We start from the raw sequence: 16,077 nt of genomic DNA on the forward strand, positions 1-16,077 counted from the left end.
GGGCGGTGGACGCGGAGGGGGCGCTCCCCCGCCCGCGCGCACGGCCCGCGGTGCCGCCGCGGGCGGCCTGCCCCGCTCCGAGAGCTCGCCAGGCGGCGGCCCCTCGACGGGCTCGCCCGACCGGCCCTGGAGCACCCCTTCCACCGTTGTTGTTGGGTGTGGCGTGTTCCTGAGAATTTCGCCGCTAGTTAGGGATAACGGGTATGGTGAGGCCATGGCGAAGGGCTGGCAGGGGCCGCTCCCGGAGATGCCGTCACCGCCCGCGGCGCAGGCGTGGGCGCGGCTGGAGCCCCCGGAGGGCTACGCGGTGCAGTGGCGCCGGCTGATCGACGCCGCGCTCGAGCTGGGTCTCGGGCCCGACGAGCTGGCCGAGGGCGGGATGGACGACGTCGCGGCGGCCCGCGGCTGGAAGCCCGCCACCGTCACCCTCTACAGCAAGGTGGCCCGGTACGGCGGGGTGCCCCTGCCGGTGCCCGCGACGCCGGAGCCCGATCCGCGGACGCTGGACCTGCGGCCGCTCACCGAGGTGCGCAGCGAGGAGCCCGAGCACCTGCGCACGGTGGTCTGGTGCGCGATCGCGCTGCGCTGGCCGGCGCCGGTGGGCAGCTTCCGCGACCTGCGCCGCGACCAGGTGCACGCCACCGCCCGCCGCCTGGTGGTGAGCACCGACGACGGAGAGTGGTCGGTGCCCGGGGCGCTGACCGCGTGGCACGCCTGGGAGGCGGTGCGCAACCGCTTCCCCGCGCTGGCCGACAGCCCGTGGGTGCTGCCCGCGCTGCGCCGCGGCCCCGGCTTCGCCTCCCACGTCGGCGGCCGGCTGTCCAGCCAGGCGCTGCAGGTGACGTTCGCCAAGCACGCCGTGCGCACCGCCCTGTACCTGCGCGCCACCTCGACCGGGGCGCGCCGGCAGCGGGCCGAGGCGCTGGCCGCCGTCTACGAGACGCTGTCCTACGACTCCTACCGCCGGCTGGCCCTGGCGGCCGGCGCCGAGCCGGTGGCCGCCCGCGGGGCGGTCCGGGCCGAGCGGGCCGCCCGGGCGAACAAGGCCGCGGCTGCACCCCCCGCCTGAGCGCCCCTCCCCGCGACGCCACGACGGCCCGGGCGGAGGCCCGGGCCGTCGTGGCGAGGTACCGCGGGTCCCGTCAGGCCGGCGAGTAGGTCATGCAGGTGGCGGTGTCGTGGTCGAAGCCCACCCGGATGCCCTCGGCGCGGCACTCGAGGGCGTCGTTGTGCACGCAGTCGGTCCGCTGGCACGCACCCACCAGCGCCTCGGCCCGGGGCAGGCCGCCGCGGACGGTGAGCGGGATGAAGGTGCCGCAGTCGGCACTGCCGTTGTGGCTGCTCACGGTGATCGCGAAGGCGTGGCAGCCGTGCTCGTGGTCGTTGTAGGAACAGCCGGTGACGGTGCACTCGGCGACAGGCGGCACGACGGCGGTCATCGGGGGTCCTCCGGGCTCGGACGGTTCGGCTGGTCCCAGTGTGCCGCAGAATGGCGTCGAGCTCGACCCCGGAATGCATTCCGCGTGTCGTTTGCCTGGCCATTCTGTTAGGTCAGCCTGGCCTGAGAACCTGCACGTCAGCGGCGCGCGGGAAGGGAAGGCTGCCCTTCGCTGCGGCCATTTCGTTGCGGCACCCAATGGTCAGGGAAGGCTTGCCTGACCATTTCTAGATCAGTGCCAGCTGGCCCGGCACGGCGTCGTCCCGGGACCGCCGCGCCCGGGTGGCCCGGCCCCGCGGGACGGCGTCCCGGGCCGGCGGCAGGCTGCCGGCGGGGAAGGCGGCCTCGTCGTCCCCGGGGACCCCCGACGGCGTCCCGGCCCCCCGGGCCTCGCCGCCGGACCGGCCGTCGAGGCCGTGCCGGCGCAGCAGCGGCGCGACCCGCTGGGCCAGCCAGGCCCGGTACTCCGGGGGCACGTACGCGCCGCCGCGGTAGAGCTGCCGGTAGCGCCCCACCAGGGACGGGTGCTCGCGCGCCAGCCAGGCGGAGAACCACTCCCGGGCACCCGGGCGCAGGTGCAGCGGCACCACGGTGACCCCGGTGGCGCCGGCGGCGGCGATCGCGCCGAGGGCGGCGTCGAGGTCGGCGAGGCGGTCGGTGAGTCCGGGCAGCACCGGGGCGAGGAACACCCCGCACGGCAGCCCGGCGTCGGCGACCGCCCGCACCAGGTCCAGCCGGGCCCGCGGCGAGGGGACCCCCGGCTCGAGGCTCGCGTGCAGGTCGTCGTCCCAGATGGCCATCGAGACGCCGAAGCCCACCGGGACGTCGCGGGCGGCGTCGGCGAGCAGCGGCAGGTCGCGGCGGGCCAGCGTGCCCTTGGTGAGGATCGAGAACGGCGTGCCGGAGTCGGCCAGCGCGCGGATGACGCCGGGCATCAGCCGGTACCGGCCCTCGGCCCGCTGGTAGGGGTCGGTGTTGGTGCCCAGCGCCACGTGCTCGCGCTTCCAGGACGGCCTGGCGAGCTCCCGGCGCAGCACCTCGACCAGGTTGGTCTTGACGACGATCTGGGTGTCGAAGTCGCGGCCGGCGTCCAGGTCCAGCCACTCGTGCGTCGACCGGGCGAAGCAGTAGGTGCACGCATGCAGGCAGCCCCGGTAGGGGTTGACCGTGTGGGAGAACGGCATCCGCGAGCCCTCGGGCACCGGGTTGAGGGCCGATCGGCACAGCACCTCGTGCATCGTCACACCCGGGAACTCGGGCACCTCCACGCGGCGCAGCAGCCCGCGCAGGCTCGGCATCCCCGGCAGCAGCGTCTCGTCGTCGGCGTCGAGGCGCCGGGCGTCCCACCTCACGACCCGATGCGAACACGTGTTCGAGGCGTTGTCCAGTCGCACCGCCGTCGTCGCCACTCCCCTCCCCTGGGCGGTCCCACCGAGTGCTTGATTACCGAGTTGGGGATAACGGTCGCAGAGGGCGGGGTCAGGTCCCGGCGGCGGGCGCCGCCTCCCGTGGCGGCCCGCTGCTGCGGGTGAGCAGGACGACCCCGACGACGGCGACCAGCGCGGCCGGCCCCCACACCGCCGCGCGCCCGGGCTCCAGGTGCTCCCCGAGCAGCAGCCGGGCCGAGGGCACCGCGGCCAGCGGGTCGAACACCACGAGCGCGGGCAGCGACCAGGACAGCGCCCCGCGGCCGTAGGCCTGCTGCGCGCCCACCTGGGAGGCCACCGAGGCCACCACCGCGCCCCACGGCTCGGGCCGGGCGAGCGCGCCGGCCACCCCGTCGGCCGCGAGCACGGCGAGCCCGGCCGAGACCAGCACCGCCGCCACGCCGGCGGCCAGGCCCCCGGTGATCCCGCAGGCCAGCGCGGCGCCGCTGCCGCCGCGCAGCCGGGCCGTGAGCGCGACCGCCAGCACCACCAGCACGACGGCGACCACGGCCGCCGCGGCCGGCGGCGGGTCCCCGGAGCCCCGGCCCGGGCGGGCGGCGACCACGAAGACCACGAGCCCGCCCACGGTGAGCGCGGCCCCCGCCCACTCGGTCCGCGACGGCGGGTGCCCCGTCCGGACGGTCCGCACCGCCAGCGCCGCCACCAGCGCGCCGGCCAGCAGCGGCTGCACGATCGCCACCGGCGCCAGGGCCAGCGCCGCCACCTGGGCGACGGTGCCGCTGGTGGTGGCCCCCTGGCCGAGCAGCCAGGTGCGCTGGCGCACCATCTCCCGCATCCGCAGCCGCCCGCCGGTGGTGGCGCGGACCGCCGCCTCGTGCTGCAGCACCGAGCCCACCCCGAACAGCGTCGCCGCGAGCAGCGCCAGCAGCGTGCCGGGCAGGTGGTCGCCCACCCCGCGGGCCAGGGCGTCGGGCACGCCGGTCCTCCGGGCTCAGACGGGAGGGCGGTCCTCGTAGAAGGTGGACAGCACGACGGTGGTGCGGGTGCTCACGTTGGCCGTCGTGCGGATCTCGCGCAGCAGCGCCTCCAGCGCCTCGGGCGAGGCCACCCGCACCTTGAGCAGGTAGCTCTCGATGCCCGCGACCGAGTAGCAGGCCTCGATCGCGTCGAGGTGGGTGAGCTTGGCCGGGGCGTCGTCGGCCTGGGCCTGGTCCAGCGGGGTGATCGACACGAACGCGGTCAGCCCCAGGCCCACCCGGCGCGCGTCGATCCGCGCCCGGTACCCGGTGATCAGCCCGCGCTGCTCGAGCCGGCGCACCCGCTGGTGCACCGCCGACACCGACAGCCCGACCCGCTCGGCGAGCTCGGTGTAGCTGGCCCGCCCGTCGCGCACCAGGGCGGCCAGCAGCGCCCGGTCGACGTCGGACGCCGGCTCAGCCGGGGAGGACGACGAGCTCACGGGTGCCCTCGTTCAGCGTGCGGACGCCGTCGTCGGTGCAGACCACGATGTCCTCGATCCGCGCGCCGCAGCGGCCGGCCAGGTAGATGCCCGGCTCCACGGAGAACGCCATCCCCGCCTCCAGCGGCAGGTCGTTGCCCGCCACGATGTAGGGCGCCTCGTGGGTGTCCAGGCCGATGCCGTGCCCGGTGCGGTGGATGAAGTGCCCGCCCCACCCGGCGGCGGCGATCCGGTCGCGGGCGGCGGCGTCGACCTGCTCGGCGGTCACCCCGGGCCGGACGGCGGCGACGGCGGCCTCCTGCGCGTCCCGCAGCACCGCGTACCACTCGGCCACCCCGGCGTCCGGCTCCCCGCCGACGACGTAGGTGCGGGTGCAGTCCGACCGGTAACCGGTGGCGGTCTCCCCGCCGATGTCGACGACGACCAGGTCCCCGGCCTGCACCACCCGGTCGGAGAGCTCGTGGTGCGGGCTGGCGCCGTTGGGGCCGGAGCCGACGATGGTGAAGTCCACCCCCACGTGCCCCTCGGCGAGGATCGCCGCGGCGACGTCCGCGCCGACCGCGGCCTCGGTGCGCCCGACCCGCAGCCACTCCGCCATCCGGGCGTGCACCCGGTCGATGGCCGCGCCGGCGGCGGCGAGCTCCTCCACCTCGGCCGGGGTCTTGACCATCCGCAGCCGGTCCAGCACGGGGGTGGCCAGCTCCAGGGACGAGCCGGGCAGTGCCCGGTGCACGCCGAGGGCGTGCTCGGCCCAGGTGCGCGCCCCCACCGCGACCCGGGTGGGTGCGGCGCCCAGCCGGGCGGTCACCTCCCGGGCCATGACGGCGAACGGGTCGTCGGTCTCGTCCCAGGCGTGCACGTCCAGGCCGAGCGCGCCGGCCGGCGAGGCGTCGACCATCGGCGCCTCCAGCCGCGGGACGACCAGCAGCGGCTCCCCGCGGCGCGGGACCACCAGCGCGGTCAGCCGCTCCATCGCGTGGGCGTGGTAGCCGGACAGGTAGCGCAGGTCCGAGCCCGGGGTGAGGACCAGGACGTCGACGCCGAGCTCCCCGGCGACGGTGCGTGCGGCGTGCACGCGGTCGATGCTGACGAGGGCCCCCGCGCTGTCTCCCACGTCCGGACACTAACCCCGGGCACCGGCAGGACCGGACGGGGTTTCCCGGACCGTTACCGTCCCGGCCGTGACGACGATGCTGCTCGACGCCGCGAGCCTCTACTTCCGGGCCTTCTACGGCGTCCCGACCAGCGTGACCTCGCCCGACGGCCGCCCGGTCAACGCCGTCCGCGGGTTCCTGGACATGACCGCCCGGCTACTCACCGCGCACGCCCCGACCCGGCTGGTCGCCTGCTGGGACGACGACTGGCGCCCGGCGTTCCGGGTGGAGGCGCTGCCGTCGTACAAGGCGCACCGGCTCTCGCCCGACGGCGGGGAGGAGACGCCCGGCGAGCTGTCCCCGCAGGTGCCGGTGCTGGTGGACGTGCTGGCCGCGGCGGGCATCGCCCGGGTCGGCGCGCCGGGCTACGAGGCCGACGACGTGATCGGCACCCTGGCCACCCGCGCGCGCGGGCCGGTCGACGTCGTCACCGGCGACCGGGACCTGTTCCAGCTGGTCGACGACGCCCGCGGCGTCCGGGTGCTGTACACCGCGCGCGGCATCGCCGACATCGAGGTGGTCGACGAGGCGGCGGTGGCGGCGAAGTACGGCATCCCCGGCCGGGCCTACGCCGACTTCGCGGTGCTGCGCGGGGACCCCAGCGACGGCCTGCCCGGCGTGGCGGGCATCGGCGCGAAGACGGCGGCCGCGCTGGTCACCGAGTTCGGCGACCTGGCCGGCATCCGCGCGGCCGCCGCGCGCACCGCGGTGCCGAGGGCGCCGCTCACCCGCGGGGTGCTCGAGAAGCTGCACGCCGGCGGGGAGTACCTGGACGCCGCGCCGGTGGTGGTGGCCGTGGCCCGCGACATCGACCTGCCGCCGGTGGAGGGGGCGCTGCCGTCCCGGCCGGCCGACGCCGCGGCGCTGGCCGCGCTGGCCGACGCGCACGGGCTGCGCTCCTCGCTCGGGCGGCTGGGCGCGGCCCTGGGCTGGCCGGCCGGCGCCCTCGACTGAGGGGACGCCGGCCGGAGGTCAGCCGCGGGGGCCTCAGGAGGCGACCTCCCAGGTGTAGGCGGCCTCGTCCGCGTCGGTGATCGCGACCTGCAGGGTCACGTCCTCGCCGTCGTCGGTGGTGCCGGTGCACTCGTAGGTGGCGCCGTCCTCCACGACCATCTCGTCGTCGCAGGAGACGTCGATCGCGACGCCGAAGGTCTCCTCGAACTGCTGCGCGATGTCGCTCTCGGCCTGCGCGCCGTCGAGCACGTCCTTGCCGAGCACGATCGGCAGGACGATCGCCGCGGCGATCACCACGACGGCGAGCGCCACCAGGCCGACGACCAGCCCGGTCCGGGACTTCTTCGGCTGCTGCCCGAAGCCGGGCTGGCCGTAGCCCCCGGGCTGGCCGTACGGCCCCGGCTGCTGGCCGTACTGGCCCGGCTGGCCGTACTGGCCCGGCTGCTGGCCGTACTGCCCCGGCTGGCCGTACTGGCCGGGCTGCCCGTACGGCCCCGGCTGCTGGCCGTACTGCCCCGGCTGGGCGGCGGGCTGCCCGTACTGCCCACCCGGCTGGCCGTACTGCCCCGGCTGCCCGTACGGGCCCGGCTGTCCCGGCTGCTGGCCGTACTGCCCCGGCTGCCCGTACTGCCCCGGCTGGCCACCCTGCGGTGGGTTGGTCATCGTCGCTCCCGTCCGGTGCGGCCCCGCGGGGGCCGGATCGTGTTCCCGCGCTCCGATGACCGTCCGTCACCGGAGCGGGGGAGATTGTGCACCACCGAGGGCCGCTGACAGCCCGTCCGCGGCGCGGCCGCCCGCCCGGGGAACGGCGGCCTCAGCCGCTGGCCGCCACGGCGACCACCCCGCGCCGCACCAGCCCCACCGCGGCCCGCGCGACGCCGGCCACGGCCCCGTCGGCGACCTTGGCCAGCTGGTCGAGCAGGTCCACCAGCTGCCGCGCCCAGCGGACGAAGTCGCCGCCGGACAGCTCGGTGCCCGCCTGCTCGGCGCCGGCCAGCACCCGGTCGAGGGACTGCCCGTCGGCCCAGCGGTAGGCCGCCCAGGCGAAGCCGAGGTCCAGGTCGCGGCTGGCGGGCAGGCCGCGGTCGAGCTCGACGTCCTGCAGCCGCGCGCGGATCCGGCGCATCTCGGCGATCGCCCCGGCCACCTTCCCCGCCGGCACCGCCGGCTGGCCGGGCATCTCCCGCCGGGCCTCGAACACCAGGGTGGACACCGCCGCGGCCAGCTCCGCCGGGGTCAGCCCGCGCCACACGCCGGCGCGCAGGCACTCGGCGACCAGCAGGTCGGCCTCCGACCAGACCCGCGCCAGCCGCCGGCCCTCCTCGGTGACCCGCGGGGCGTCGTCGACCGGGGTGGGCTCCTCGGTGTCGGCCGGCACCAGCGGCACCGCCTCGGGCACCAGGTAGCCCAGCTCCTCGAGGACGTCGCAGGTGCGGTCGAACTGCCGGGTCAGCGAGCCGGTGCGCTCGGCCATCTTCCGCTGGGTGGCCTCGGCGTCGGCGACCGCGCGCAGGTAGCGCTCGGCGGAGCGCACCCGCTCCTCCCGGTCGGGCAGCGCGTGCACCGGGTGGTTGCGCACCGCGCGGCGCAGGTCGTGCAGCACCGGGTCGTCGGCGGCGGCCGAGCGCTGCTTGACCCGCCGGGCGCCCAGGTCGTTCTCGAGCCGCGCGGTGCGCAGCGTGGCGGCGAGGTCGCGGCGGGCGTGCGGGCTGCGGTGGTTGAAGTTCTTCGGCACCCGCACCCGGGCCAGCGCGGTGACCGGCGTCGGGAAGTCCACGCCGGCCAGCCGGCCGGCCCACTTGTCCTCGGTGAGCACCAGCGGGCGCGGGTCGGACAGGTCGGTGACGCCGGGGTCGAGGACGACGGCCAGGCCCTGCCGGCGGCCCGAGGGCACCCGGATGACGTCGCCCGGGCGCAGCGCGGCCAGCGCGTCGGCGGCCTCCATGCGCCGCTTGGCCTGCGAGTCGCGGGACAGCTCCTTCTCCCGGTCGGCGATCTCCCGCCGCAGCCGGGCGTAGGCCAGCACGTCGCCGCCCTCGCTGGCCATCTCCGCGGCGAACCGCTCCGCGTCGCGCTCGGAGCGGGCGGCCTGCCGGGCCAGCCCCACCACCGAGCGGTCGGCCTGGAACTGGGCGAAGGAGGAGCCCAGCAGCTCGCGGGCGCGGGCCCGGCCGAAGGAGCCGACCAGGTTGACCGCCATGTTGTAGCTGGGCCGGAACGACGACCGCAGCGGATAGGTGCGGGTGCTGGCCAGCCCGGCGACGACGGAGGGGTCCATGCCCGGCGCCCAGACGACGACGGCGTGCCCCTCGACGTCGATGCCGCGCCGCCCGGCCCGCCCGGTGAGCTGGGTGTACTCCCCCGGCGTGACGTCGACGTGCGCCTCGCCGTTCCACTTGACCAGCCGCTCGAGCACGACGGTGCGGGCGGGCATGTTGATGCCCAGCGCCAGGGTCTCGGTGGCGAACACGGCCTTGACCAGGCCGCGGACGAAGCACTCCTCGACGGTCTCCTTGAACGCCGGCACCAGGCCGGCGTGGTGGGCGGCCAGCCCGGCGAGCAGCCCCTCGCGCCACTCCCAGAAGCCCAGGACGTGCAGGTCCTCGTCGGGCAGGCTGCCGGTGCGCTCGTCGACGATCCGGGCGATCTCGGCGCGCTCGGCCTCGTCGGTGAGCCGCAGCCCGGCCATCAGGCACTGGTGCACGGCCTGGTCGCAGCCGTTGCGGCTGAACACGAAGGTGATCGCCGGCAGCAGCCCGGCGCGGTCGAGCCGCTCCACCACCTCCGGGCGGGCCGGCGGCCGGTACCGCGGCTTGTGCCAGTCCCGGTCCCGTCGCGAGCCGCCGTTGCCGCCGCCCCAGGTGTCCAGCCGCCGCTCGTGCTCGCGCACGTACCGGACCAGCTCGGGGTCGACGACGCTGGCGCCCCGGTCGCGGGTGGACTGCCCGCGCGGGTCCTCGCCCTGCTCGGCGGCGTGCGCCGCCGGGCGCAGGCTGAACAGGTCGAACACCCGGTTGCCGACCAGCATGTGCTGCCACAGCGGGATCGGCCGGACCTCGCTGACGACGACCTTCGTGTGCCCGCGGACGGTGACCAGCCAGTCGGCGAACTCCTCGGCGTTGCTCACCGTCGCCGACAGCGACACCAGGGTCACCGACGCCGGCAGGTGGATGATCACCTCCTCCCACACCGCGCCGCGGAACTGGTCGGCGAGGTAGTGCACCTCGTCCATGACCACGTAGCCCAGGCCGGCGATGGCCGGGGACTCCGCGTAGAGCATGTTGCGCAGCACCTCGGTGGTCATCACCACCACGGGCGCGTCGCCGTTGATCGCGTTGTCCCCGGTGAGCAGCCCGACCTTCGCCTCGCCGTAGCGGTCGACCAGGTCGTTGTACTTCTGGTTGGACAGCGCCTTGATCGGCGTCGTGTAGAAGGCCTTGCGCCCCTCGGCCAGCGCCTTGTGCACGGCGAACTCGCCGACGACGGTCTTGCCGGCCCCGGTGGGCGCGCACACCAGCACCCCGGCGCCCTCGTCGAGCGCCTCGCAGGCCTCCACCTGGAACGGGTCGAGGGAGAAGCCGAGCTCGGCGGTGAAGTCGGCGAGGGTGGGGTGCGCGCTGCGCCGCCGGGCAGCCGCGTACCGCTCGGCGGGGCTGGACATGCCCCCACGTTAGGCGCTCAGCCCGGACGGGACCTCCCCGCGTCGTTGCTCCTCCCCCTGCGCCCCCGGCCACCCCTGGTCGGCCCCGAAGTTGGGGATAACGGTAGAGGGAGCCGCGCGGCACGCGGGGGCGGCGGGCCGGCCTCCGCGTCCCCGCGGCGGGACGACGGGCGACGTCGTCACGCACCGCCACGACCGTCGGGATATATCCCCGGGATTCCTGGCACCCCGGCCACGGACGGTGACACTCCTCCGCCCGGCCGTCCCCGTCAGGTCAGCCGGTCACGCGCGGGCGGCCGGAGCCCACGATCCGCAGCGCGCCGGGCACCGCCTCGGCGCGCACCGGCAGCGCCGCCACCGGCTCGCCGTCGGCGTAGGTGGTCAGCCCGGTGCCGGCGAGCTCCACCCGCGCGGCGCGGTGCACCGTGACGGCGGGGTGGTCGACGTGGGTGCCCTCGGTCAGCCGGGGCCGGGTGCGCACCAGCTCGCGGCGGGACACCGGCCCGACCACGGTGACGTCGAGCCGGCCGTCGGCGGGGTCGGCGGCCGGGCAGACCCGCATGCCCCCGCCGTACCAGGCGGTGTTGCCGACGGCGACCAGCGTGACCGGCTGCGTCCGCGCCTCCCCGTCGAGGGTCAGGGTGACCTCCCGGGGCCGCAGCCGGGCCAGCTCGGCGAGGATCGCGACGTCGTAGCGGCGCGGTCCGCGCGGCCAGCGCAGCCGGTTGGCCCGGTCGGTGACCGCCGAGTCGAAGCCGCAGCACAGCACGGTGGCCCACCAGCGCCCGGCGGTGCGGCCGGCGTCGAGGACCCGCACCGCGCCCTCGCGCAGGTCGGCGGCGGCCGCGGTGGCCGCGGTGACCGGCTCGGGCGGCACCCCGAGGGCCAGCGCCAGGTCGTTGCCGGTGCCGGCCGGGACGACGGCCAGCGGGGTGCCGGTGCCGCCCACCGCCTGCAGCGCGGCGTGCACGGCGCCGTCCCCGCCGATCGCGACGACCGCGCCGGTGCCGGCCGCGACCGCGCCGGCCGCGGCCCGCTCGGCCTCGGCGCGGGTGCCGGCCGCGAGCACCGTGGGGGGGAGCCCGCCCCGGCGCAGCGCGTCGAGGGCGGCCGCGGACACGGTGCGGGCGCGGCCCCGGCCGGCGGCGGCGCTGACGAGGACGGCGACGTCCACCCGGTCTCCTCCCCTGTCCCCCCGGCCCGACGCCTCCGGCGAGCGGCGGCCCACGCTACGGCCCCGGCGCGCCCCCGGGGGCCGCCGCACCCTCCCTGCGGTGGAGACCGCCCTGGTCGGAGGTCGGGTTCGTGCCGGGATGACCTTGACACGCCCGCGCCGCCGGTGGCTCGATGACGCCGCCAGTCGGTTGCCCAGCAACACCTTCCCGCGGACGACCCCGCTGGCCCCGTCGAGTCGTGCGGAGGTCGCCGTGCAGGTCGTCGTCGCAGGGGCCGGGATCTCGGGCCTGACCGCAGCGGTCGTGCTGGCCCGCCAGGGCCACCGGGTGCAGCTGGTGGACCGGGACGGCGCGCAGCCGCCCGGCGACGTCGGCGCCGCCGCGGGCTGGCGGCGCCGCGGGGTGGCGCAGTTCCACCAGCCGCACGCCTTCCTCGCCCGGCTGCACGCCGAGCTCGCCGCCGGCCTGCCCGACGTGCTCGACGCGCTGGTCGCGCACGGCGCCGAGCCGGTGCGGCTGCCCGACGGGCTCACCGCCCTGTGGTGCCGGCGCAGCACGCTGGAGTGGGTGCTGCAGCGCACCGCCGGCGCCGAGCCGGGCGTCACCCGGTGGCGCGCCGGGGTGGAGCGGGTGGAGGTGACCCGCGGCGCGGTCTCCGGGGTCCGGCTGGCCGACGGCGGCGTGCTGCCCGCCGGCCTGGTCGTCGACGCCACCGGCCGGCGCGGGCGGCTGTCGCGCCCGTGGGTGGGCGACACCGTCGACGTCCCGGCCGACGAGGTGTACGTCTCCCGCCGCTACCGGCTGCTGCCCGGCGCCGGGTTCGCGCCGGTCGAGCGCGGGGTGGTCTCGGTGGCCGAGGGCGACGGGTACGCGGTGCTCGTCTTCCCGCACGACGCCGGCACGTTCACCGTCTGCCTGACCCGGCTGCCCGACGACCCGCAGCTGGCCCGCTCGCAGGAGCTGCCCGGCTTCGAGGCGGTCACCCGGGCGGTGCCGCTGGCCGCGCGGTGGACCGACCCCGCCCGCGCCGTCCCGGTGTCGCCGGTGCTGGTCATGGGCGGCCTGCGCAGCACCTTCCGGGTGCTCACCGACGACGCGCCGCTGGGGCTGCACCCGCTGGCCGACGCGGTCAGCACCAGCAACCCGCACTTCGGCCGCGGCTCGGCGCTGGCGGTGGCACACGCGCTGCGACTCGCCGAGGCCGTCGCCGCCGCGCCCGGCGACGCCCGCTCCTGGCGCGCGCAGGTGGACGCCTGGGTGCAGGGCGAGCTGCGGGAGTGGTTCGACGACGGCTGCCGGACCGACCTCGCCCGCGCCCGGATGTGGCGGGCCGCCCGCGACGGCACCGGGTGGGGCGGTGGGTCGGCCGGGGGTCCGCCCTCCGGGCCCGCCGGCGACGGGGCGCCGCTGCCGGGCTGGCTGGTGTTCGCCGCCGCCGGCGCCGACCCGGTGGTCGGCCGGGCGGTGCTGCGGCACGCGCAGCTGGTCGACCCGCCGGCGGCGCTGGCCGCGGTGCACCCGCGGGTGGCCGGGCTGCTCGCCCGCGGCTGGCGGCCCGGCCCCCCCACCCCCGGCGACGGCGGCCCCCCGCCGGCGCCGCCGCGGGCGGACCTGGTCGAGGCGCTGGCCGCGGCCGGGCCCCGGGCGGCTCAGCCGGGGTAGGTGTCCGCCGGGGCGGCGCCGGGCAGCAGGTCCTCGCGCCGGGTCGGGTCCGCGTCGAGGTCGGAGGGCCGCGCGTCCAGCGGGGAGGCCTCGTCGTCGGGCACGTCGTGGAAGTGCTCCACGGCCTCCCGCCGCGCCCGCCGCCGGTCCACGAAGCGGGCGACCTGGATGGCCAGCTCGAACAGCACCACCATCGGCAGCGCCATGGCGAGCATGGTGAACGGGTCCTGGGTGGGCGTGACGAACGCGGCGAACACGATGGTCAGGAAGAAGATCCACCGCCGGCTGCGCGCCAGCGCGGCGTGCGAGAGGACGCCGACCAGGTTCAGCGCCACCGCGATCAGCGGCAGCTCGAAGCTCAGCCCGAAGGCGACCAGCAGGCTGATCACGAAGCCCAGGTAGTCCGGCGCGGTGAGCTGGAAGGCCACCTCGTCACCGGCGAGCTCCAGCAGCAGCTCCAGGCCCTTGTAGAGGGTGACGTAGGCCAGCACCGCGCCGAGGGCGAACAGCGTCGTGGAGACGGCGACGAAGGTGATCGCGTACCGCTTCTCGTTGCGCTTGAGCCCGGGGGTGATGAACGCCCACAGCTGGTAGAGCCAGAACGGGCTGGACAGCACCGCCCCGGCGATCAGCCCGATCTTCAGCCGCAGCAGCACGCCGCCGAAGACGTCGAGGACCACCAGCGAGCAGCTCTCGTCGCCCTGGAAGCGCAGGTCGGCGGGCAGCGAGCAGTAGGGCTCGCTGAGGAAGGTCAGCAGCCCGTGGTCGTACCAGAGGAAGCCGGCGACGGTGCCCAGCGCGAGCGCCAGCAGGGCCTTGGCGACGCGGTTGCGCAGCTCGGTGAGGTGCGCGACGAGGGTCATCGTCGCCTCGGGGTCCCGCGGGGCCCGCCGCCGGCGGCGGCGCAGGGAGGGACCGCTCACGTTCCTGCCCCTGGTGCGGTCAGCGCGCGTCGGCGGCGCCGGGCTGCGCGGCGCGCGCCCGCAGCTCGGCGGCGCGGGGCTCGGCGGGGGCCGCCTCGGCCTCGAGCTGGGCGCGCCGGTCCCGGTCGGCGGCGTCGAGCGCGGCCGGCGACGGCGCGGACGGGGCCGCGGTGCGGTCGTCGTCCTTCATGCCCTTCATCTCGCCCTTGAAGATGCGCAGCGAGCGGCCCAGCGAGCGCGAGGCGTCGGGGAGCTTCTTGTACCCGAACAGCAGCAGGATCGCGAGGATGATCAGGATGATCTCGGGCGCACCGAGAGACATGTGTCCTCCAGGTTCAGCAGGCGTGCCTGATGCTACGCCGGGAGGTGATCGTCCCCGGGGCGCCCGGCGGACGGTCGCCGTCGGTTCAGCGGCCGTCCGCGGGCCGTTCACCGGCCTGCAGCGCGGCGGCGCGGACGGCGGTGGCCGCGGCCTGCTCCAGAACCGGCCGCACCTCCCGCTCGGCGGCCTGCAGCTCCCGGCCCAGCCGCTGGAACGCCCCGAGCAGGCCGTACCCGATCGCGCCGAGGACGACCAGCGACACGACGACGGCGGCGATCCACACGACGAGCAGCACGACGGGAGCCTAGGCGCCGGGGGTCAGGCGCCGTAGCGGGCGAGGGCGGCGCGCGCGTCGGCGGCGACCGCCGCGGCGAGCTCGGCCGGCTCGTCGACGGTGGCCGCGCCGCCCAGGGAGGCGACCAGCCGGCGCGCCCAGGCCAGGTCGTGGGTGCGCAGCGCGACCGCCAGCCCGCCCGCCGGGTCCTCGACCTCGCGGACGTCCTCCACCGGGTAGTACTCGGCCACCCAGCGGGCGGTGCGGGCCAGCCGCAGCCGCACCACCGGCGCGCCCGGCGCGGGCTGGTACAGGCCGGACTCCACGTCCCGCGGCGCGGCCTGCGGCGGCGGGGCGGCGGGCTCCTCGAGCACCTCGACGTCGTCGATGCGGTCCAGCCGGAACAGCCGGACGCCGGCCACCTCCCGCGACCACGCCTCCAGGTACCAGCGGCCGTCGACCAGCAGCAGCCGCATCGGGTCGACGGTCCGCTCGGTGCGCTCGTCGCGGGTGGGCACGTAGTAGTGCAGGTGCAGCGCCCGGCCGCGCTCGAGCCCCTGCCGGACGACGGCGAGGGCCTGCTCGCGGGCGTCGACGCTGAGCGCCACCGGGGTGACCCGCTCGGCGGCGTGCCCGGCGGCGGCCGACACCTTGGCCAGCGCCCGGCTCACCGCCTCCTGCTCGGCCAGCCCGGGCAGGTCCAGCAGCGTGCGCAGCGCCACGACCAGCGCGACCGCCTCGTCGGTGGTCAGCCGCAGCGGGCGGACCATCCCGGCGGTGAAGGTGACCCGCACCCGGTCGCCCTCGAAGGACAGGTCGATGAGGTCGCCGGGGCCGTAGCCGGGCAGCCCGCACATCCACAGCAGCTCGAGGTCGCGGCGCAGCTGCCGCTCGGGCACGCCGAAGTCGCGGGCCACCTCGGCCAGCGGCACGCCCTCGGGCCGGGCGGTGAGGTACGGGACCAGCGACAGCAGCCGCGTCATCCGCTCGTTGGTGGCCGGGCTCGTCATCGCTCCCCCATCGCGGCGAGGCGGGTCAGCCGCTCGACGACCGCGTCGCGGACCGCCGCCGGGGACTCGACGACGACGTCGGGACCGTAGGCGGCCAGCTGGTCGGCCAGCCGCCACGGCTCGGTGGTGCGCAGCTGCAGCCGGTCCTCCCCGTCCGGGCCGGCGCCCAGCGGGGTGGCCCAGCGGCGCAGCCCGACCGCGGTGCCCGGGCGGGCGCGCACGACCACCAGCTGCTCCTCGCCCCCGCCGCCGAACTGGCCGGCGACGATCCCGGCGAGGTCGAGGTCCGGCGGCGGCTCGAAGGCGTTCTCCGGCCCGGTCGCCCGCGGCGTGCCGACCACGCGGGACAGCCGGAACACCCGCGGCGCCTGCCGGTCCAGGTCCAGCCCCACCAGGTACCAGCGGCCGTGCCAGGCGACCACGCCCCAGGGCTGCACGTGCCGGCGGGCCGGGGCGTCCTCGTCGGGACGGCGGTAGTCGAAGGTCAGCACCCGGCGGTCGCGGGCGGCGGCGTAACAGGGCTCGAACGCCGGCTCGTCGGAGTCCAGCCGCGGCTGGATCGGCAGCCGGGGGGGGGGGGGGGGGGGGCGGGGGGGGGGGGGGGGGGGGCGCGGGGGGGGGGGGGGGCGGGGCCGCGGCGCGGGGGCGGCCGGCGGC

General features: G+C 77.3%; 16 protein-coding genes. 3 read left to right on the forward strand and 13 right to left on the reverse strand.

The window, feature by feature from the left end; translation table 11 throughout:
* Positions 1–214: 214 nt before the first annotated feature.
* Complete coding sequence (locus ACI8AA_RS20385; protein WP_457046195.1) at positions 215–1,069, forward strand: hypothetical protein; 855 nt, start codon at positions 215–217, stop codon at positions 1,067–1,069.
* A gap of 73 nt (positions 1,070–1,142) precedes the next feature.
* Here the strand turns inward: ACI8AA_RS20385 and ACI8AA_RS20390 are convergent, their stop codons facing one another.
* From ACI8AA_RS20390 to ACI8AA_RS20410, 5 genes are all read right to left on the reverse strand, one after another.
* Entirely contained in the window at positions 1,143–1,439 is a 297-nt protein-coding gene (locus tag ACI8AA_RS20390; RefSeq protein WP_456929657.1) for a DUF1540 domain-containing protein, read from the reverse strand.
* A 226-nt stretch (positions 1,440–1,665) separates the two neighbouring features.
* Complete coding sequence (locus ACI8AA_RS20395; protein WP_457046196.1) at positions 1,666–2,790, reverse strand: Rv2578c family radical SAM protein; 1,125 nt, start codon at positions 2,788–2,790, stop codon at positions 1,666–1,668.
* Positions 2,791–2,917: 127 nt separating this feature from the next.
* Positions 2,918–3,802, reverse strand: a complete 885-nt coding sequence (locus ACI8AA_RS20400; protein WP_457046197.1) for a DMT family transporter — start codon at positions 3,800–3,802, stop codon at positions 2,918–2,920.
* Positions 3,803–3,817: 15 nt separating this feature from the next.
* Positions 3,818–4,285 (reverse strand): Lrp/AsnC family transcriptional regulator, encoded by a 468-nt coding sequence (locus ACI8AA_RS20405; protein ID WP_457046198.1) that lies wholly within the window; start codon positions 4,283–4,285, stop codon positions 3,818–3,820.
* A complete protein-coding gene (locus tag ACI8AA_RS20410; protein WP_457046199.1) occupies positions 4,260–5,399 on the reverse strand; it encodes a M24 family metallopeptidase in 1,140 nt (379 codons plus the stop codon). The genes ACI8AA_RS20405 and ACI8AA_RS20410 overlap by 26 nt, the downstream gene beginning before the upstream one ends.
* 76 nt (positions 5,400–5,475) lie before the next feature.
* On the opposite strand from ACI8AA_RS20410, the gene ACI8AA_RS20415 reads away from it, so the two are divergent.
* Positions 5,476–6,393 (forward strand): 5'-3' exonuclease, encoded by a 918-nt coding sequence (locus ACI8AA_RS20415; protein WP_457046208.1) that lies wholly within the window; start codon positions 5,476–5,478, stop codon positions 6,391–6,393.
* A 33-nt stretch (positions 6,394–6,426) separates the two neighbouring features.
* Here ACI8AA_RS20415 and ACI8AA_RS20420 read toward each other — a convergent pair whose 3' ends face one another.
* The 3 genes from ACI8AA_RS20420 to ACI8AA_RS20430 form a co-directional block, all read right to left on the reverse strand.
* Positions 6,427–7,056 (reverse strand): DUF4333 domain-containing protein, encoded by a 630-nt coding sequence (locus ACI8AA_RS20420; RefSeq protein ID WP_457046200.1) that lies wholly within the window; start codon positions 7,054–7,056, stop codon positions 6,427–6,429.
* Between the two features lie 151 nt (positions 7,057–7,207).
* Positions 7,208–10,054, reverse strand: coding sequence for a DEAD/DEAH box helicase (locus tag ACI8AA_RS20425; protein WP_457046201.1), 2,847 nt, complete (start codon positions 10,052–10,054; stop codon positions 7,208–7,210).
* Positions 10,055–10,328: 274 nt separating this feature from the next.
* The gene (locus ACI8AA_RS20430; protein ID WP_457046202.1) at positions 10,329–11,228 is read right to left on the reverse strand and encodes a diacylglycerol kinase family protein; all 900 of its coding nucleotides are present in this window, start codon (positions 11,226–11,228) and stop codon (positions 10,329–10,331) included.
* Between the two features lie 253 nt (positions 11,229–11,481).
* Here ACI8AA_RS20430 and ACI8AA_RS20435 point away from each other — a divergent pair, with 253 nt between their 5' ends.
* Positions 11,482–12,891, forward strand: a complete 1,410-nt coding sequence (locus ACI8AA_RS20435; RefSeq protein WP_457046203.1) for an FAD-dependent oxidoreductase — start codon at positions 11,482–11,484, stop codon at positions 12,889–12,891.
* Here the strand turns inward: ACI8AA_RS20435 and tatC are convergent.
* The 5 genes from tatC to ACI8AA_RS20460 all read right to left on the reverse strand — a co-directional run bounded on the left by tatC (position 12,879) and on the right by ACI8AA_RS20460 (position 15,986).
* Complete coding sequence (tatC, locus tag ACI8AA_RS20440) at positions 12,879–13,814, reverse strand: twin-arginine translocase subunit TatC (protein WP_457046204.1); 936 nt, start codon at positions 13,812–13,814, stop codon at positions 12,879–12,881. The genes ACI8AA_RS20435 and tatC overlap by 13 nt on opposite strands.
* 19 nt (positions 13,815–13,833) lie before the next feature.
* Positions 13,834–14,136 (reverse strand): Sec-independent protein translocase subunit TatA, encoded by a 303-nt coding sequence (tatA, locus tag ACI8AA_RS20445; RefSeq protein ID WP_457046205.1) that lies wholly within the window; start codon positions 14,134–14,136, stop codon positions 13,834–13,836.
* Between the two features lie 85 nt (positions 14,137–14,221).
* Positions 14,222–14,431, reverse strand: a complete 210-nt coding sequence (locus ACI8AA_RS20450) for a hypothetical protein (RefSeq protein ID WP_457046206.1) — start codon at positions 14,429–14,431, stop codon at positions 14,222–14,224.
* A gap of 23 nt (positions 14,432–14,454) precedes the next feature.
* Positions 14,455–15,420 carry a helix-turn-helix transcriptional regulator gene (locus tag ACI8AA_RS20455; protein WP_457046207.1) on the reverse strand — a complete coding sequence of 322 codons (966 nt, stop codon included), beginning with the start codon at positions 15,418–15,420 and terminating at the stop codon, positions 14,455–14,457.
* Positions 15,417–15,986: a helix-turn-helix transcriptional regulator gene (locus ACI8AA_RS20460; protein ID WP_457046209.1), complete on the reverse strand. Its 570-nt coding sequence runs from the start codon at positions 15,984–15,986 to the stop codon at positions 15,417–15,419. Before ACI8AA_RS20460 ends, ACI8AA_RS20455 begins: the two co-directional genes overlap by 4 nt.
* Positions 15,987–16,077: the final 91 nt, after the last annotated feature.

This window comes from Geodermatophilus sp. SYSU D01180, from assembly GCF_054050415.1.

Bases quoted from the DNA above. Each gene is read 5' to 3' on its own strand.
- ACI8AA_RS20385 (WP_457046195.1), top strand. From the start codon at position 215: ATGGCGAAGGGCTGGCAGGGGCCGCTCCCGGAGATGCCGTCACCGCCC.
- ACI8AA_RS20390 (WP_456929657.1), bottom strand. From the start codon at position 1,439: ATGACCGCCGTCGTGCCGCCTGTCGCCGAGTGCACCGTCACCGGCTGT.
- ACI8AA_RS20415 (WP_457046208.1), top strand. From the start codon at position 5,476: ATGCTGCTCGACGCCGCGAGCCTCTACTTCCGGGCCTTCTACGGCGTC.
- ACI8AA_RS20420 (WP_457046200.1), bottom strand. From the start codon at position 7,056: ATGACCAACCCACCGCAGGGTGGCCAGCCGGGGCAGTACGGGCAGCCG.
- ACI8AA_RS20425 (WP_457046201.1), bottom strand. From the start codon at position 10,054: ATGTCCAGCCCCGCCGAGCGGTACGCGGCTGCCCGGCGGCGCAGCGCG.
- tatA (WP_457046205.1), bottom strand. From the start codon at position 14,136: ATGTCTCTCGGTGCGCCCGAGATCATCCTGATCATCCTCGCGATCCTG.
- ACI8AA_RS20455 (WP_457046207.1), bottom strand. From the start codon at position 15,420: ATGACGAGCCCGGCCACCAACGAGCGGATGACGCGGCTGCTGTCGCTG.